The sequence below is a fragment of the Bradyrhizobium sp. CIR18 genome (genome assembly GCF_014198295.1).
In the GTDB taxonomy this organism is placed as follows: Bacteria; Pseudomonadota; Alphaproteobacteria; order Rhizobiales; family Xanthobacteraceae; genus Bradyrhizobium.
Map to the genome: position 1 here is coordinate 337,503 of NZ_JACIHF010000002.1, position 17,338 is coordinate 354,840.

Annotated in this window: 12 protein-coding genes; all 12 read left to right on the forward strand. The window is 65.5% G+C overall.

Annotated features, from left to right (window positions below):
- A complete protein-coding gene (locus GGD65_RS10115; protein ID WP_092253303.1) occupies positions 1-882 on the forward strand; it encodes a branched-chain amino acid ABC transporter permease in 882 nt (293 codons plus the stop codon).
- Entirely contained in the window at positions 879-1,898 is a 1,020-nt protein-coding gene (locus GGD65_RS10120; RefSeq protein WP_026202244.1) for a branched-chain amino acid ABC transporter permease, read from the forward strand. The genes GGD65_RS10115 and GGD65_RS10120 overlap by 4 nt, the downstream gene beginning before the upstream one ends.
- A complete protein-coding gene (locus tag GGD65_RS10125; RefSeq protein ID WP_183235176.1) occupies positions 1,858-2,787 on the forward strand; it encodes a polyphosphate kinase 2 family protein in 930 nt (309 codons plus the stop codon). The genes GGD65_RS10120 and GGD65_RS10125 overlap by 41 nt, the downstream gene beginning before the upstream one ends.
- Positions 2,784-3,821 (forward strand): patatin-like phospholipase family protein, encoded by a 1,038-nt coding sequence (locus tag GGD65_RS10130; RefSeq protein ID WP_183235177.1) that lies wholly within the window; start codon positions 2,784-2,786, stop codon positions 3,819-3,821. The genes GGD65_RS10125 and GGD65_RS10130 overlap by 4 nt, the downstream gene beginning before the upstream one ends.
- Positions 3,822-4,629: 808 nt before the next feature.
- Positions 4,630-6,969 carry a mechanosensitive ion channel domain-containing protein gene (locus GGD65_RS10135; protein WP_183235178.1) on the forward strand — a complete coding sequence of 780 codons (2,340 nt, stop codon included), beginning with the start codon at positions 4,630-4,632 and terminating at the stop codon, positions 6,967-6,969.
- 97 nt (positions 6,970-7,066) lie between these two features.
- Entirely contained in the window at positions 7,067-8,059 is a 993-nt protein-coding gene (locus GGD65_RS10140) for a tripartite tricarboxylate transporter substrate binding protein (protein WP_183235179.1), read from the forward strand.
- 161 nt (positions 8,060-8,220) lie between these two features.
- Positions 8,221-9,873 carry an NAD-dependent malic enzyme gene (locus tag GGD65_RS10145; protein ID WP_312017694.1) on the forward strand — a complete coding sequence of 551 codons (1,653 nt, stop codon included), beginning with the start codon at positions 8,221-8,223 and terminating at the stop codon, positions 9,871-9,873.
- 286 nt (positions 9,874-10,159) lie between these two features.
- Positions 10,160-10,552 (forward strand): BlaI/MecI/CopY family transcriptional regulator, encoded by a 393-nt coding sequence (locus GGD65_RS10150; RefSeq protein WP_018319749.1) that lies wholly within the window; start codon positions 10,160-10,162, stop codon positions 10,550-10,552.
- Complete coding sequence (locus GGD65_RS10155) at positions 10,549-13,065, forward strand: M56 family metallopeptidase (protein WP_183235180.1); 2,517 nt, start codon at positions 10,549-10,551, stop codon at positions 13,063-13,065. The genes GGD65_RS10150 and GGD65_RS10155 overlap by 4 nt, the downstream gene beginning before the upstream one ends.
- Before the next feature lie 144 nt (positions 13,066-13,209).
- Complete coding sequence (locus tag GGD65_RS10160; protein WP_183235181.1) at positions 13,210-14,682, forward strand: DUF1800 family protein; 1,473 nt, start codon at positions 13,210-13,212, stop codon at positions 14,680-14,682.
- Between the two features lie 2 nt (positions 14,683-14,684).
- On the forward strand, positions 14,685-15,935 hold the full coding sequence (locus tag GGD65_RS10165) for a DUF1501 domain-containing protein (protein WP_092253285.1): 1,251 nt from the start codon (positions 14,685-14,687) through the stop codon (positions 15,933-15,935).
- A gap of 170 nt (positions 15,936-16,105) precedes the next feature.
- Entirely contained in the window at positions 16,106-17,269 is a 1,164-nt protein-coding gene (locus GGD65_RS10170) for a serine hydrolase (protein WP_183235182.1), read from the forward strand.
- The last annotated feature ends 69 nt before the right edge of the window (positions 17,270-17,338 follow it).

Below are 17,338 nucleotides of genomic sequence, written 5' to 3' on the forward strand. Positions count from 1 at the left end.
ATGCAGGCATTCTTGGACGTCTTCGACATCTATCTGCTGGAGGCCGTGATCAACGGCATCCTGCTCGGCGGCGTGCTGGCGCTGCTCGCGCTCGGGCTGAACCTGATCTTCGGCGTGATCGACGTGACCTGGATCTGCTATGCCGAGCTGGTGATGATCGGCATGTACGCCATGTATTTCATGGTGCAGTATTACGGCGTCAGCTATTTCGTCGCCGCGCCCTTCACCATCCTGCTGGTCGCGATCCTCGGCGCGGCGCTGCATTACCTCGTGATCGCGCCGCTGTTGACTGCGCCGCCGATCAACCAGCTGCTTGCGACCGGCGGCGTGCTGTTCGTGCTGCAGAGCTTTGCCACCGTCGCCTTCGGCATCGATTTCCGCAATCTCGGCATTCGCCTGCCGGTGCTCGCCCTCGGCGACATGAATTTCAGCTACGCGCGGCTACTGTCGTTCCTGGCCGCGCTGGTCGGCATGGTCGCCGTCTATCTGTTCATGACGCGCACCTTTACCGGCACCGCGATCCGCGCCATCTCGCAGGACCGGCAGATCATGGCGTTGATGGGCGTCGACACCAAGCGGATCTATCTCATCACCTCCGCGCTCGGCGGCGCGCTCGCGGGGCTCGCCGCCTGCCTGCTGGTGCTGCAATATGACGTGCATCCCTTCGTCGGCCTGTCCTTCGGGCCGATCACCTTCCTGATCTGCGTGCTCGGCGGGCTCGGCAATTTCATCGGCGGCTTCATCGCCGCCTTCGTGTTCGCCGAGATCATCTCGCTCGGCGGCCTGTTCTCCGACCTCGAATGGGGTTATGTGCTCGCCTTCGCCTTTTTCATCGTCATGATGTTCATCCGGCCCGCGGGCCTGCTCGCGAGGCGCCGATGATGGGGCAGGGGCGGCTTGCGGCATGGGGAATTGGGCTGGCGGCGCTGGTCGCGCTGCCCTTCGTCTATCGCGATCCCTATCATCTGCACATCCTGGTGCTGATCCTGATCTGGTCGTTCGCCTACACGTCGTGGTCGATGATGGGGCGGTTCGGCCTCGTCTCGCTCGGCCATGGCGGCTTCATGGGGATCGGCGCCTATGTCACCGCGCTGCTCTGGAATCACCTCGGCGTGTCGCCCTGGATCGGCATTCCCGTCAGCATGGTCGCTGCCGGCGCACTGGCGCTGATCGTCGGTTATCCCTGCTTCCGCTTCCGCATCACCGGACACTATTTCGTGCTGGTGACGCTGGCGCTGTCGGGCATCGTGCTCCAGGTTATCACGGCGACGCGCGACTACACTGGCGGCTCGCTGGGCTACACGCCGAATCGAACCTCGGGCAACAAGCTGCTGGCACTGCAGTTCGACGACAAGACGACCTGGTATCTGATTGCGCTCGGGGTCTGGCTGTTCGGCATCGTGGTCTGGCACTGGGTCGACCGCAGCATGAGCCGCTACGCGCTGGAGGCGATCTCGGAGGACGAGGATGCAGCTGCCGCCGCCGGTGTCGACGTCACCGCGGAAAAGCTGAAGATCACGCTGCTCAGTGCGCTGATGACGGCGCTTGCGGGCGCGATCTACTGCCAATACCAGATGTTCATCACGCCCGACACCGTCAGCGGCATCGCGGTGTCGCTGCAGATGGTGTTCGCGGCCATCGTGGGTGGCCTGTTCGTCTCGCTCGGTCCGACCTTTGGCGCCGTGATCACCATCCTGCTGGCGGAAACCCTTCGCATCGGCTTCGGCACCAAGGCGGTCGGCTGGGACAATCTCGTCTACGGCGTGCTGCTGGTCCTTTTCATCATATTCCTTCCCAAGGGCATCCTTGGTAGCTTGCTCGACCGACTGAAGCCGCAACCCAAGGTGCCCCGCGCTCATGAGCAAGAAGCCGTCCAAATCGCTCGCCCAGGAACTTGACCGCTACATCACGCCATTCCGCTACGATGGATCGGGCAAGTTTCATCTCAAGGCGCACAAGACCGACGAGAAGGGCGATCTCGACAAGGAGAAGGCGCTGGCGATTCTCGACGCCAACAAGAAGCGGCTGATCGGGTTTCAGGAGAAGCTCTATGCCCAGGACCGCTGGTCGCTCCTGATCGTATTTCAGGCCATGGACGCCGGCGGCAAGGACAGCGCCATCAAGGCGATCTTCGAGGGCATCAACCCGCAGGGCTGCGAGGTGACCGCCTTCAAGGCGCCGAGCAAGAACGAGCTCGACCACGATTTCCTTTGGCGGCACGCGGTCGCACTGCCCGAACGCGGCCATATCGGCATCTTCAATCGCTCGCACTACGAGGAATGCCTCGTCACGCGCGTTCATCCGCAACTTCTGGCCAACGAGAAACTGCCGTCAAAGCTCCTCACCAAGAACATCTGGAACGAGCGGTTCGAGGACATTGCCGCCTGGGAGCGGTATCTCTGCCGCAACGGCACCGTGGTGCTGAAGTTCTTCCTCAACGTCTCCAGAGAGGAGCAGCGCAAGCGCTTCCTCGACCGGCTGGAGGAGCCGGCCAAGCAATGGAAGTTCTCGATGGACGACATCAAGGAGCGCGCGCTGTGGCCGCGCTACCAGGCGGTCTACCAGGATATCGTCCGGCACACCTCTACGCCGCATGCGCCGTGGTATGTCGTGCCGGCGGACCACAAATGGTTCGCGCGCGTCGTGATCGGCTCGGTGATCAATGCCGCGCTTGAAAAGCTAGACCTGCGTTTCCCCCGCGCCGACAAGGCCTCGGTGGCGGAGTTCGACGAGGTGCGCAAGGCCTTGGAGAAAGAGGGGACGGGAGGCAAGAAGAAAGCAAAGTGACAGCCAATCGGACCGCCGACCGCAAGACCGTCAATTTCGCGCTCCAGGGCGGCGGCGCGCACGGCGCCTTCGTCTGGGGCGTGCTCGACCAGGTGCTCGAAGACGGCAGGCTCGCGATCGAGGCGGTCAGCGCGACCAGTGCCGGCGCCATGAACGCGGTGGCGATGGCTTCCGGCATGGCGCACGGGGGCGCAGAGGCCGCGCGAGAGAGCCTGCACGCATTCTGGTACGAAGTGTCTCGCATGGACATGGCGTACGATTTGATGTCGCCGCTGAACCAGTGGATTCAGGCCCTGAAGCTGCCGCCGGAATATCATCCGGTTCACGCCGTCATCCACACGTTGACGCACACGCTGCCGCCGGGTCTGCTCAATCCCTTTCATTTCAATCCGCTCCGGTCGCTCTTGCAGCGGGTCGTCGATTTCGATCGGCTCAATTCCTCGCCCGAGGCACCGCAACTGTTCCTCAACGCGACCAACGTCCGCACCGGCAAGATCAAGGTATTTCAGAGCCCGCATCTCACCGCGGAGACCGTACTGGCCTCGGCCTGCCTGCCGCCCTATTTCCAGGCCGTCGAGATCGACGGCGAGCATTATTGGGACGGCGGCTACCTCGGCAATCCCGCGATCTTCCCGCTGATCTACCGCAAGGGCAGCCACGACGTCGTCGTCGTGCAGGTCACGGCGATCCGGCGCGACGAGCTGCCGACGAGCGCGGCCGACGTCCTCCATCGCATCAACGAGATCAGCTTCAATTCGTCCCTGATGCGTGAGATGCGCGCGATCGCCTTCGCCACACGGCTGATCGACGATGGCGAGCTCGACAGCGGCAAGCACAGCCGCATGTACATGCACTGGATCGGCAACGACCAGCTGATGTCGCAGCTCGGCACGGCCACGCAATTCCATCCCGAATGGAGCCTGTTGTGCCGCCTGCGCGACGAGGGCCGTTCGGCGGCGCGAAGCTGGCTGGCGCGCAACTTCGACCAGGTCGGGATCGCCTCGACGGTGGACCTGGCCGACATGTTTCTCTAGGCCACAGACAAAAACTACGAAAACGACCCCATGCACAGTAGCCGGGCGCAGCGGAATCAATGGTTTGCCGGCGGGTGTCGTATGAATGCGGATTTTACGAAATAGACTTGATGCGTCGGGCAAAACAGATGCTGCGTCAAACCCTGCGGAACTGACGCCTCCAATTGTGATCGCGCGCTTGTCGATCCCGCTTGACAGTTTTGTGGCACAGGAGGAGCATTCCGCTGGTCGCAACAAGCGACGCGCAACGTCCACCTCGTGAGCAAGGGGAGGTCTATGACTCCACCTCCGCAAATCCAGCCGCGTTAAGTGCGATGGAGCTCGTTCGGACTATCGCATAGCGGCGGAAACCGCGAACGGCACGCCGGGTCAAGGTTTAGCGGGCTGCATCAGTGAGGCAGAGCCCCTACCTTCCCGGCGCTGTATTTTGCATCACATCGATCGTGTCCGGATGGCCAAGACGAGGCTGACCGCGACAGGTGGTTTTGACATCCTGCTTTTCTCCTCCACCTTCCTCCTTGCCGTCATTCCGGGCCGACTCCCGGAATGACGGAGGGTTTGCATGGCACGTCGGCTGGCCCGAGCGCGTCTCGAACCATGGCCGCAGCGCAATTGCCAGGCAATTGACCCGCGCCGATGTTGCGGTTCCCCGATCTTCGCATTGCGGCAAATGCCAAGAGAATGTCGCCTCAAAGGCCAACTTCCGACACAGGCCGGAGGCGAATAGCTGCGATCCGACATGACGCGTGTGCTTCGGCGGCGACGGTCCCGACGCCGCCGGCTCATTCATTTTTTCCAGGGAATCCTCGTGTCGCATAAGCTTGCCCCGGCGGTCCTCGCCGCTCTCTTCCTCGCGATCTCCTCTTTCTCCGGCGTCCGCGCCGAAACGCCTCGGCCGGCGGCCAACAATGCTGCCGCACTGTCGCCCGACGAAGCCAGGCGCGCGCTGGATACGCTCCAGGATGACAAGAAGCGCGCGCAGATGATCGACACGCTGCGCGCGATCGCGAGTGCGTCCGGTCAGCAGCAGCCTGCGCCGCCCGCGCCTGAGCAGAAGTCGCCGATCCCGCTCTCCGCCGACGGCCTTGGCGCGCAACTCCTGCTCACGGTGTCGGAGGAGATTGGCGCGATCTCGAGCGAGATCGCCAGCATGGCGCGGACGCTCACGCACTTCCCGGCCTTCTACTACTGGTTCCTGCGGACTGCGAACGATCCTGCCGCCTACAATCTCCTGATCGAGATCGCCTGGAAGCTGGCGCTGGTGCTCGGCTGCGCCCTTGTGGCCGAGTGGGTGATCTTTCGCCTGATCCGCCGCCCGGTCGCGTTCCTGGAAGGACGCGTGCCGCAAACCGCGCACCTGCCGGCACAGGTGATCCCCGTTGCCGACCCGCCGTCGTCAACGGCCGATGTCACGCCCGCGCCCGACTTGAACAAGCGACGCCACAGCCTCGCGCGCGTGTGGCAGGTCCTGTTGCGGCTGCCCTTCGTACTGGGACGTCTCGTGCTCGAACTGCTGCCGGTGGTCATCTTCGTCGGCGTCGCCACCGCGCTGCTCGGCACCGAGATCGGCGAGCCCACGACCGTTCGCCTCGTGATCCTCGCGGTGGTCAATGCCTATGCCTTCTCGCGCGGACTCATCTGCGTGATCCGGGCGCTGGCGGGACCGTTCGGGCTGTTTCCGGTCCGGGCCGAGACCGCGGCCTATATCGAGATCTGGGCGCGCCGCATCGTCGGCGTCGGCGTCTCCGGCATCGCCTTTGCCAATGTGGCCCTGCTGCTCGGCCTGCATCGTACCGGTTATGCGGCGCTGCTGCGCATGGTGATGCTGGTCGTGCACCTCTTCATCGTCGTCATCATCCTGCAATGCCGCCGGCAGGTCGCCGAGGCCATCCGTGCGCCGGCCGAGCGGCAGGGCATCGCCGCCCGCCTGCGCAACCGCGTCGCCGGCGGCTGGCATTATCTCGCCATCGCGCTCGATCTTGCGCTGTGGGCGGTGTGGGCGCTCAACATCCGCAACGGCTATTCCCTGCTTTTGCAGTATTTCGTCGGTACGGTCGTTGTGGCGCTGGTCACGCGCGTCGCCATCATGCTGACGCTCAGCCTGATCGACCGCGGCTTCCGCATCAAGCCGGAGATCCTCCAGCGCTTTCCCGGTCTCGAGATCCGCGCCAACCGCTATCTGCCGCTGCTGCGCAAGATCGTATCCGGCGTGATCGGCTTCATCGGCTTCGTCGCCGTGCTCGAGGTCTGGGGCGTGGACGCCATCGTCTGGTTCTATGGCGGCCAGATCGGCAGCCGGCTGATCTCGGCCGTGGTGACGATCGGCCTCGCCGTCCTGATCGCGGCGGCGATCTGGGAAGCCAGCAACGCGCTGCTGGACCGCCAGATCAACACGCTGTCGCGGGACGGGCACTACGCCCGTGCCGCGCGGTTGCGCACCTTCCAGCCGATGCTGCGCACGGCGCTGCTGTGCCTGATCGCCACCGTCGTCGGCCTCACCGCGTTGAGCGAGATCGGCGTCAATGTCGCGCCGCTGCTCGCGGGCGCCGGCATCGTCGGCATCGCCATCGGTTTCGGCTCGCAGAAGCTCGTGCAGGATCTCATCACCGGTCTCTTTTTGCTGCTGGAGAACACGGTGCAGGTCGGCGACAATGTCAGCGTGTCGGGGCTGTCGGGCGTGGTCGAGAACGTCTCGATCCGCACCATCCGTCTGCGCGCCGGCGACGGCGCCGTGCACATCGTGCCGTTCAGCGCGGTCACGACCATCACCAATGCCAGCCGCGGCGCCGGCAACGCCTCGGTCAGCGTCAACGTCGCCTACAAGGAAGACACCGACCGCGCCGGCCAGATCCTCAAGGACATCGTCGACGAGATGCGCCGCGAACCGGAATTCCGCCCGCTGATCCGCGGCGACCTCGATCTGTGGGGCATCGACAAGGTCGACGGTGCGATGGTGTCGATTGTCGGCCAGATCCGCTGCACCGAGGCCGGGCGCTGGCCGGTCCAGCGCGAATTCAACCGCCGCATGAAGCTGCGCTTCCAGCAGAACGGTATCGACGTCGCTTCCGCCACCCAGACCATCCTGATGCACGTCGTGCCGCCGGCAGATGGTGCGGCCAATCTGACGCCGCGGCGTGCCGCCGGATAGCGGTCAACTTACCGCTTGCCTCGGCCCGCCCGGCAGCGTTCACTCGCCCTCCAGCCCGCTGCCGACATGCGGGCGGCGAAAAGGGTGGGAGAGGCTGATGCGGGGGCTGTGGGCCGTGTTGCGCGGTCACGTGATCGTCGTTGGCGCGTTGATTGGATGCGCGATGTGGTGCGCACCGGCAAGCGCTCAGCCATCGCGCCCCATAACCCTCATCGTACCGTTCGCGGCGGGAGGCCCGACCGACACGCTGGCGCGAATCCTGTCCGAGCGAATCGCCGCCGCGCTGCACACCACGGTCGTGGTCGAGAACGTGGCCGGCGCCTCCGGCAGCATCGCCGGCGCGCGTGTGGCGCGTGCGACACCCGACGGCACCACCATCACCATCGGTCATTGGGGCACCCATGTGCTGAACGGCGCGATCTTCAAGCTGCCCTATGACATCGTCGCCGATTTCGAGCCGGTCGCAATGATCGCGATGGGGACGCAGCTCATCGTCGGCAGGAAGTCGCTCGAGGCGAATAACCTGAAAGAGATGATCGCCTGGCTGAAGGCCAACCCCGGCAAGGCCACCGCCGGGACGGCCGGGGCCGGCACGGGCGCACATGTCGCCGGCGTCTTCTTCAAGGACAAGACCGGCACCGACTTCCAGTTCGTGCCCTATCGCGGCGCAGGACCTGCCATGATCGATCTCGTCGCTGGGCAGATCGACATCATGTTCGACCAGGCCTCGAACTCGCTGCCGCACGTCAAGAGCGGCGCGATCAAGGCCTTCGCGGTGACTTCGCCGACGCGGCTCGCATCTGCGCCCGATGTGCCGACCGTCGACGAAGCGGGCCTGCCGGGTCTCTACATCTCCTACTGGCACGGCATCTGGGCACCGAAGAACACGCCGAAGGACATCGTCACCAAGCTCAACGCGGCCATCATCGCCGTGCTCGCCGAGCCCGCCGTCAAGCAGCGCTTTGCCGAACTGGGGCAGGAGATTCCGCACCCGGCGCAGCAGACGCCCGCAGCGCTTGCGGCGTTCCAGAAGGCCGAGACCGAGAAATGGTGGCCGATCGTGAAGGCTGCCGATATCAAGCCGGAATAGCCTTGCGACGTTAACCTTTTCGCGTGCGACTGCCTGTCGTTCGCGAGAGTCTCGCTGCAGTGCGAGATCACAATCGATGCCTCCGTCGCTACGTCCTTGATCTCAATGGAGCGCTGGCCGACAATGTCCGCGGTTCAATATGAAGCTTCTTGGGGGAATTCGTGAATAGACCTGCCCGGGTCGTTGCCCAACCGACATCGTCCAATCCGCCGCAAGGCATGACACTGCTGCGCGATCCCTTGCTCAACAAGGGGACCGCCTTCACGGAAGCCGAGCGCGAGGCGCTGGGCCTGCGCGGCCTGTTGCCGCCTTGCGTGCTGACGATGGAGACGCAGGCTCAGCGCGTCCTCACCAATCTGCGAACGCTGCCGACCGATCTGGAAAAATACGTCGCGCTGAACGCGCTGCATGACCGCAACGAGGCGCTGTTCTTCCGCGTCGTCGTCGACAATATCGACGAGATCCAGCCGATCATCTACACCCCGACGGTCGGGCTCGCCTGCCAGAAATTCGGCCTGATCTTCCAGCGGCCGCGCGGCATGTTCATCTCCTCGCGCGACCGCGGTCAGATCGCGGACATTCTGAAGAACTGGCCCTATCCGGCCAAGCTGATCGTCGTCACCGACGGCGAGCGCATTTTGGGACTGGGCGATCTCGGTGCCAACGGCATGGGTATTCCGGTCGGCAAGCTCTCGCTCTATTCGGCCTGCGCGGGCGTGCATCCGGAAGCGTGCCTGCCGATTGTGCTCGACGTCGGCACCAACAACGAAGAGCTCTTGAACGATCCCTATTATCTCGGCCTGCGCGAGCGGCGGCTGACGGGCGAGGCCTATGACAGCTTCGTCGACGAATTCATGCAAGCTGCGCGAAAAACCTTTCCGGGCGTGCTGATCCAGTTCGAGGATTTCGCCAATCATTCGGCGTTCAAGCTGCTGCACAAATACCGGGATGAAGCCTGCGTCTTCAACGACGACATCCAGGGCACCGCGGCAGTCGCGCTCGCCGGCCTGTTCTCGGCGCTACGCGTGAACGGCGGCAAGCTGAAGGATCAGCGCATCCTGTTCCTCGGCGCAGGCGAGGCGGCAACCGGCATTGCCGATCTCGTGGTCTCCGCGATGATGGCGGAGGGTGCTTCGGAAGCCGAAGCACTCCGGCGCAACTGGCTGGTGGATTCCCGCGGGCTCGTCGTCGGCGGCCGTGAGGGCCTTTCCGGCCACAAGCTGCGCTATGCCCACACCGGCCAGGCGCCGATCGCCGACTTCCTCACCGCGATCAAGACGCTGAAGCCGACCGCGATCATCGGTGTCGCCGCGGTTGGCGGCGCCTTCACGCCCGAGGTGCTCAAGGCGATGGCTGAGCTCAACGAACAGCCGATCGTGTTCGCGCTGTCCAACCCGACCTCGAAGGCCGAATGCTCGGCGGAGGACGCCTATCGCTACACCGATGGGCGCGCGCTGTTCGCCTGCGGTAGTCCGTATGATCCGGTGACGCTGAACGGCCGCAGTTTCGTGCCGCGCCAGGGCAACAACTCCTACATCTTCCCCGGCGTCGGCCTCGGCGTCATCGCCAGCGGCTCGAAGCTGGTGACCGACGAGATGTTCATGGCGGCCGCCCATACGCTCGCCGATTGCGTCGGCAAGGAAGATCTCGCGCAGGGCAGCCTCTATCCGGCCCTGCCGCGCATCCGCGAGGTCTCGGTCCGCATCGCCGCGGCGGTGGCGGATGTTGCCTATCAGCGCGGCCTCGCCGACGGACCCGCACCCAACGACGTCAAGGCGCTCGTGCAGTCGCAGATGTACGAGCCGCATTACTAAGCCGCCATCCCCGGCCAAGCGGCGCGGTTAGGGCGCGTCACGTGTCCGCCTCGTCATGGCCGGGCTTGTCCCGGCCATCCTCGTCTTGACGCGCGGTACGAACGTGGATGCCCGGGACAAGCCCGGGCGTGACGACCTCGCATATTTCGACTTCCCTCAAATCACGAGCCGGCAACTAGGTCAGCACACCGGCACCATCCCAGGTGGAATCGCCATTGTGCCGCGCGGCCGCATATGCGACGGTCTGTAGCGCTACAAGAAAACTCAATCCGCAAGGTAAGTCGCCATGGACGATCGTTTGCCCGAACTGGGCGACCTCGAGCACGAGGTCATGCAATTGGTTTGGGCCCATGGTCCTGTCACGGCCGAAATCGTGCGCGAGCGGTTGTCGCGGCGTCTGAAGGAATCGACGGTGCGCACGGTGCTGCGCCGGCTCGAAGAAAAGGGCTATGCTAACCACACCGTGGACGGACGTACCTACGTCTACCAGGCCGCCGAGCCGCGCGCGAAGGTGGCGGCCAAGGCGGTGCAGCGCATCGTCGACTGGTTCTGCAACGGCTCGATCGAGGAGGTCCTCGTCGGCATGGTGGACAACAAGATGCTCGACCAGCAGCAATTGCGCACGCTGGCCGACCAGGTGGCCAAGGCGAAGAAGGCGAGGGGAGTGAAGAAAGAATGATCGCAACTCTGGCGGAGGCGGCACTGCGCTCCCTTGTGCTGGGAGGCGTCGTCTGGTTCGGTCTCAATCTGTTTCGCGTGCGCAACCCGCACGTTCACATGACGGCCTGGGTCGTCGTGCTGCTGGCCTCGCTGGCGATGCCGTTCGTGATGCATTGGCCGACGCTCACGATCACCCGGCTGCCCTTGCCGGTCGCCGTGCCGGATGATTTTCTGCCGGCCGACGTCTCGATGCTGGAGACGCCGCAGCCCGCGCTGCCAGTCGCGCCCGGCATTGCCATCGCGCCGCAGGCCAGAAGCGGGCTCTCGATCAATTGGTGGCTCGTTGCCACCGTGATCTATGCCGGCGTCGCTGGCCTGTTGCTGCTGCGGCTCGCGATCGGGCTCTGCCTGACCTGGCGTCTGGCGCGCGCGGCAAAGCCGATGAAGGGCCTGCAGATGATCGACGCCGACGTGCGCGTCAGCCGCGATGTCGGCGGCCCCGTCACCTTCGGCTCGACCATTCTGGTGCCGCCGCAATTTTTCAGCTGGGACGCGAAGAAGCGCCTTGCGGTGCTCGCGCATGAAGGCGCGCATGTCGTCAACCGCGATTTCTACGTCCTCCTGCTGGCGTCGTTCAACCGCGCGGTGTTCTGGTTCAGCCCGTTCTCGTGGTGGCAGCTGGCGCGGCTTGCCGAGCTCGCCGAGATCATCAGCGACGCCGAGGCGATCGAGGTGATCGACGACCGGCTGTCCTATGCGGAAATCCTGCTCGACTTTGCGAGCACGGTGAAACCGCGGCCGGTCGAGCTTGCGATGGCGCGGGCCTCGACCGTGCGCGCCCGTGTCGAGCGCATCATCGCGGCTGCCGCGATGCCCGTCGCCGTCAGCTGGCGCAAGCGGCTGTGGATCGTCGCTGCGATCGTCCCCGTGGTGATCGTGTCCGCCGGCATGATCGCCTATCGCACGCCGGACGCGGCGCCGGTGGCCGCGGATATCGGCGAGGTGCCCGTCCAGCATTACCGCCCGTCCGTCAATTTCTACGCCATGGGTCCGACCTCGGTGTTCGCCGTCTTCCGCGAGGGCGACGAGCTTTATGGCCAGCTCACGGGCCAGCGCAGGCTGCGCCTGACGGTCGGCAATGACGGCATGGCGTCCTACGCGGCCTCGTCCGGCGAGATCACCTTCGCGCTCGATGCGGAGCGCCGCTCGTCCGAGCTGACGCTGCGCATGAACGGCCGCGACATTCGTGCGGTTCGTGTCGCCGAGATGCCGGCGGCGGTAGCCGAGCCCGTATCGCTCGACCCGTATGTCGGTTGGTACAGGATTGCGCCAAACCGCGTGCTGACGGTGCGGCGTGACGGTGATCGGCTCCGGGTGCAGGAAACCGTGCTGGGCCCGGCGACGCTCCTCGCCGAAGGTGCCGACATCTTCTCAATCCGTGGCGAAAATCTCCTGATCTTCCTGCGTGACGAGCAATCAAAGGTCTCGCGGGTGCTGGTGCACAATTCGGTCTTTGGCGCCCGCCTGGCGCCCCGGATCGATGCAGCGTTGGCTCAGGCGATCGAGGCGGATTTCGCGCGCCGCCTTGCGGAAGTGCCTGACCGATTCAGGGAGCAGGTCCCGGCGCCCGGCGGCAAGGAGATGATCTTGCGCGGCATCGAGGATCTTCGCCGCGGTACGCCCAAGTACGATCGGATGAGTGCGCCGCTGGCGGCCAAGGTTCACCGGCAGCTCAGTGAGTCGCGGGCGACGTTCGTGGCGCTCGGCGCGGTGCAATCGATCTTCTTCCGCGGCGTCGGCCCCGGCGGCTACGACATCTATGGCGCGAAGTTCGAGAACGGCACGGCGGAATTCCGCCTGATGATCGAGCCGGACGGCAAGGCCGGCGACGTGCTGTTCCGGGCCGACGGCAATGAGGAGCTCGGCGGCATCGTGCCTTGCGCGGAGGAGGGAAGCGTTCGCGGCCGCGCCGGCACCTCGCCGATCAGGATCATGCTCTACAACGAGATGGCCGACGACATCCAGGTGTTCAAGCTGGACGCGGACGGCAATCGCAAGGCGCAGATCGTCAGGCCCAACATGACCTGGTTCACCACCACCACCGTAAACAATCCCTGGATGATCGCCGACAAATCGGGACGGTGTCTGGAGATCCTGATGCCGGGCCGGCAGACCCGCTTCCACAATGTCGAAGCCTCGAATATCGGCGCGCATCCCGGTCGCGCCGCGCGCCGCGCCGTTCCGATCGCCAATGGCGAGGCGATGCTTCGCCGCTATATCGAGGGCGTCGGCAGAGGACAGCCGGACTACGAGCACATGACCTCGGAAGTGGCCGACATCACGCGTCAGCAGTTGCCGTTCGACCAGGCGATCCTGGCGCGGCTCGGTGCGTTGCGTGCGGTCTCCTTCCGCGGCGTCACTGCGCTCGACAGCGACATCTACATCGCCCAGTTCGCCAACGGCTCGGCGGAATGGCGCATCGGCGTCAGGAACGACACCATCACGAAGATCGCGCTCGGGCCGAATTTCTAGGGCCGCCGGCTGCTCCCGATGTCTTGATGGAGGTGTTTCAATCTCCGCTTGTCTGCCAGTCCCGCGAATGCTACGATATGTAGCATTACAATTCGTAGCCTCGAGCGGTGCCGTCGGGCGGGCTCGTAGAATTGGGCATTCGCCATGAGCAATTCCGCAAAGGCCGAAGCCGTGCTGGCGCTCCATCGCTTCGGGATGGGGCCGCGGCCGGGCTCGATTGCCGCGCTGGGAAGCGACCCGCGTGGCGCGCTGATCGCCGAGCTCGACCGGCCGCTCGTGCTCGCCGCGGCGGCCAGCCTGCCCTCCAGTGCGAAAGCCTATCGCACCGTGGCCGATGCCAATGCGCGGCGCACGGCCCGCGCCAAGCAAGCGCAGCAGCAGGCCAAGAAGCAGCAGATGGCGTCGGCGCCCACCGCAGCTGACGACCAGGCTCAGCCGCAATTGCAGACGCAGGGGCAAGCGGGCCAGGAAAAGGACGCCGCCGAGATGGCGGCGAAGCAGGCCGCCGACGCTATTCCTGATCCCGGACGTCCGATGTATTTGCAGGAAGCCAAGCTGCGCACGGAGGCGGCGCTTGCAGCCGATATCGGCTTTGCCGAGCGGCTGGTCTGGTTCTGGTCAAATCATTTCTGCGTCTCGGCCAACCGGATCCAGAGCATGTCCGGCGCCTATGAACGCGAGGCGGTTCGCGCCAATGCGCTTGGCCGGTTCGTCGATCTCCTGCTGGCCGTCGAAGGCCATCCGGCGATGCTGTTCTATCTCGACAATCTCGGTTCGATGGGGGCGAATTCGACCGCGGGCATCAACCGCAGCAGCGGCCTCAACGAGAACTTTGCCCGCGAGATCATGGAGCTGCATACGCTCGGCGTGCGCTCCGGCTACACCCAGGACGACGTCATCAGCTTCGCCAACGTGCTGACCGGCTGGACGCTGGTGCCGCCGGGCGCCGATCCCCAGCATGGCGGCGAGTTCACCTTCAATCCCCGGCTGCACGAGCCCGGCGGACAGACCGTGCTCGGCAAGCGCTATGAGCAGGAGGATGTCGAGCAGGGCCGCGCCGTGCTGCGCGATCTCGCCGCGCATCCGGCCACCGCGACCCATGTCGCGACCAAGCTCGCGCGGCACTTCGTCGCCGACGAGCCGCCGCCGGCCCTCGTCGAGCAGATGGCGAAGGTCTTTCGCGACACCGATGGCGACATCAAGCCGGTCGCAATCGCGATGGTGTCGTCGGACGAGGCTTGGGGCGGGCCGCCGTCAAAGCTCAAGCGTCCCGGCGAATGGGTCGTCGGCATGGTGCGTGCGACCGGCATCACGCAGGTCGATCCCGTCCTCTACACCAGTGGCCAGCAGCTGCTCGGCGAGCCGCTGTGGCGTCCGCCCGCGCCCAAGGGTTATCCGGACGATGAAGCGAGCTGGATCGACGGCGTCGGCCGGCGGCTCGACGTCGCCAACAATTTCGCCGAACGCATCACCGGCATGGCCGATCCGCAAGCCATCATCGAGGACGTCCTTGCATCGCAAATCGCCCCCGAGGTGAAGCAGGCGGTCGGCCGCGCCGAGAGCCGGCAGCAGGCACTGGCGCTGCTGTTCATGTCGGCGGATTTTCAGAGGAGGTGAGCATGGGCTTCGTCGATCACCTGCCCACGCGGCGGGAGCTTCTGGTCGGCTCCGGGGCGCTGTTCGCATGGAGCCAGATGCCCAGGATCGCGCGCGCGGAGGGGCGCGATCCGCGCCTGCTCGTCATCGTGCTGCGCGGTGCGCTCGACGGCCTCGGCGCCGTCGCGCCGGTCGGCGATCCCGACTGGATCTCGTTGCGCGGCGATCGCGCGCTGGTGCTGGACGGCAAGCCGCCGGCGCTGCCGCTCGATGCCTTCTTCGCGCTCAATCCGGCGATGCCGAATTTGCACCGGCTCTACAAGAGCGGCAAGGCGGCGATCGTCCATGCAGTTGCGACGCCCTATCGCGAGCGCTCGCATTTCGATGGCCAGGACGTGCTGGAGAGCGGGCTCGTCAAGCCGGGGATGACCAGTTCGGGATGGCTCAACCGCGCGCTGCTCGCGCTGGAATCGGGCGGCCGCGTCGATCCACGCGGCAGCCGCGCGCTCGGCATCGGCTCGGTGACGCCGCTGGTGGTGCGCGGCTCGGCGCCGGTCATGACATGGGTGCCGCAGAAATTGCTCCCGGCGAGCGAGGACACGCAGAGCCGCCTGCTCGATCTCTACCAGCACACCGACCCGAAGCTCGCGACCGTGCTGCAGGCGCGCATGAAGCTCGCTTCGCTCAGCGGGGCACCCAGCGCGGGCGACGTCATGTCGGACGATCCGACCCTGGCGCCGCCGGGCATCGCGCGCGTGCGCGCCTACTTCGCCGACGCCGCCGGCACCGCCGCGCGGTATCTCGCCAAGCCCGACGGTCCGCGCGTCGGCGCCATGGGCTTCGTCGGATGGGATACGCACATCGCCGAAGGCGCGGCCTCGGGCCAGCTCTACAATCTGCTGGGCGCGCTCGACGGTGCCTTCGCCGCGATCGAGAGCAACATGGGCGAGGCCTGGGGCGAGACCGTCGTCGCCGTGGTCACCGAGTTCGGGCGCACCGCGCGCATCAACGGCACGCAAGGCACCGATCACGGCACCGGCACGGTCGCATTCCTGATCGGCGGCGGGCTCGCCGGCGGCCGGGTGATCGCGGACTGGCCGGGGCTGAAGCCGGCGCAACTGTTCGAGGATCGCGACCTCAAGCCGACCACCGATCTGCGCGCCGTGCTCAAGGGCCTGCTCAGGGATCATTTGCGCGTCGAGGAGAAGGTGCTGGCGGATGCGGTTTTCCCCGGCAGCGCCGACGTCAAGCCGATGGGGGGCCTTGTGGCCTGAAGGCGCAATGTGCACGCTGACGCAAAGAGAGCTCGATTTTCTCGCCAGCTTGAAGACGAACTGGCGAAGGCTCTATTGGCGTGAGTTCGCGCGCATCCTCAGAGAGAACGCGCAGCCCCGATACGCCGGCGCCGAAGCTGGCTCCGCGCCGCAACAGGGATGAGGCTCGCATGAGGCGGCGCCAGTTCATTTCGCTTCTCGGCGGCGCCGCACTGGCGCCGCTCTCCGCGGTCTGCGCGAACGCAGCCGACGGCTGCGATGTTCCGCCCGAACGGGGCGACGGCTGGCCGGGCGGCTCCGTCGCTGGCGACAGTCTCGTCAATCGCGAGGCGCTGTGCGGGATGGCCGACCGGCTCGCCACGAGCGATGCCAATATCCATGCGGTGCTGGTCGCCCGCGACGGCAAGCTGGCGTTCGAGCATTACTTCAAGGGCGCCGACGAGATACCCGGCTACATCTACGGCCGCCGTGTGGAAACCATCGCCTTCGATGCCGATACGTTGCACAACATGAAGTCTGTTTCGAAGAGCGTTGCATCGCTCGTCGTCGGGATTGCGATCGATCGCGGGCTGATACGCGGCGTCGACGAGCCGATCTTCAGCTTCTTCCCCGAGCTGTCCGACTTGCGTTCTCCCGAAAAGGACCGCATCCGGCTGGTGCACGTGCTCACCATGTCGATGGGCCTGAAGTGGGTCGAGGCGACGCCCGCGACGGGAGACGACGACAATGACGAGACGCGCATGCATATGGCGTGGGATCCGTGTCGCTACGTTCTCGGTCTTCCCGTGACCGCCGCGGCGGGGCAGGAGTTCTTCTACAACACCGGCGCGCTCACGCTTGTGTCGGCCATCATCCGCAAGGCGACGGGACGTCCTCTCGATGAATTCGCGCGCGAGAATTTGTTCGAGCCTCTGGGTATCACCGGCACGGCGTGGGGCCGGTACAGGGGGGATACCGATGCCGGAGGAGGATTGCGCTTGCGACCGCGCGACATGGCCAAGATCGGCCAGCTCGTGCTTGCGGGCGGTCGCTGGAACGGCCGCCAGATCGTCTCCAAGGCGTGGATCGAGGTTTCGACGGCAGAGAAGATCAAGGCGACGGACTCTCAAACCTACGGATATCTGTGGTGGCGCGGCCAAACGCGCCTCAATGACCGCAAGATCAACTGGATCGGCGCGCTTGGCCGCGGCGGGCAGTCGATCCGCATCGTCCCGGAGCTCGATCTCGTCGTCGCGGTGACTGCGGGTTACTATCAGGACTACAGCTCGCAAGCGTTTCGATTGCAGTTCGGCGTCTTCCGGGACGTGTTGCGCTCGATCCCGCCTCCGGCCTGAACGGGAAGGGCCCCTCTGGGGCGGTCACCGTCCCGATTCAGGACACGCTGGTGTGGTGGAATCGTCACA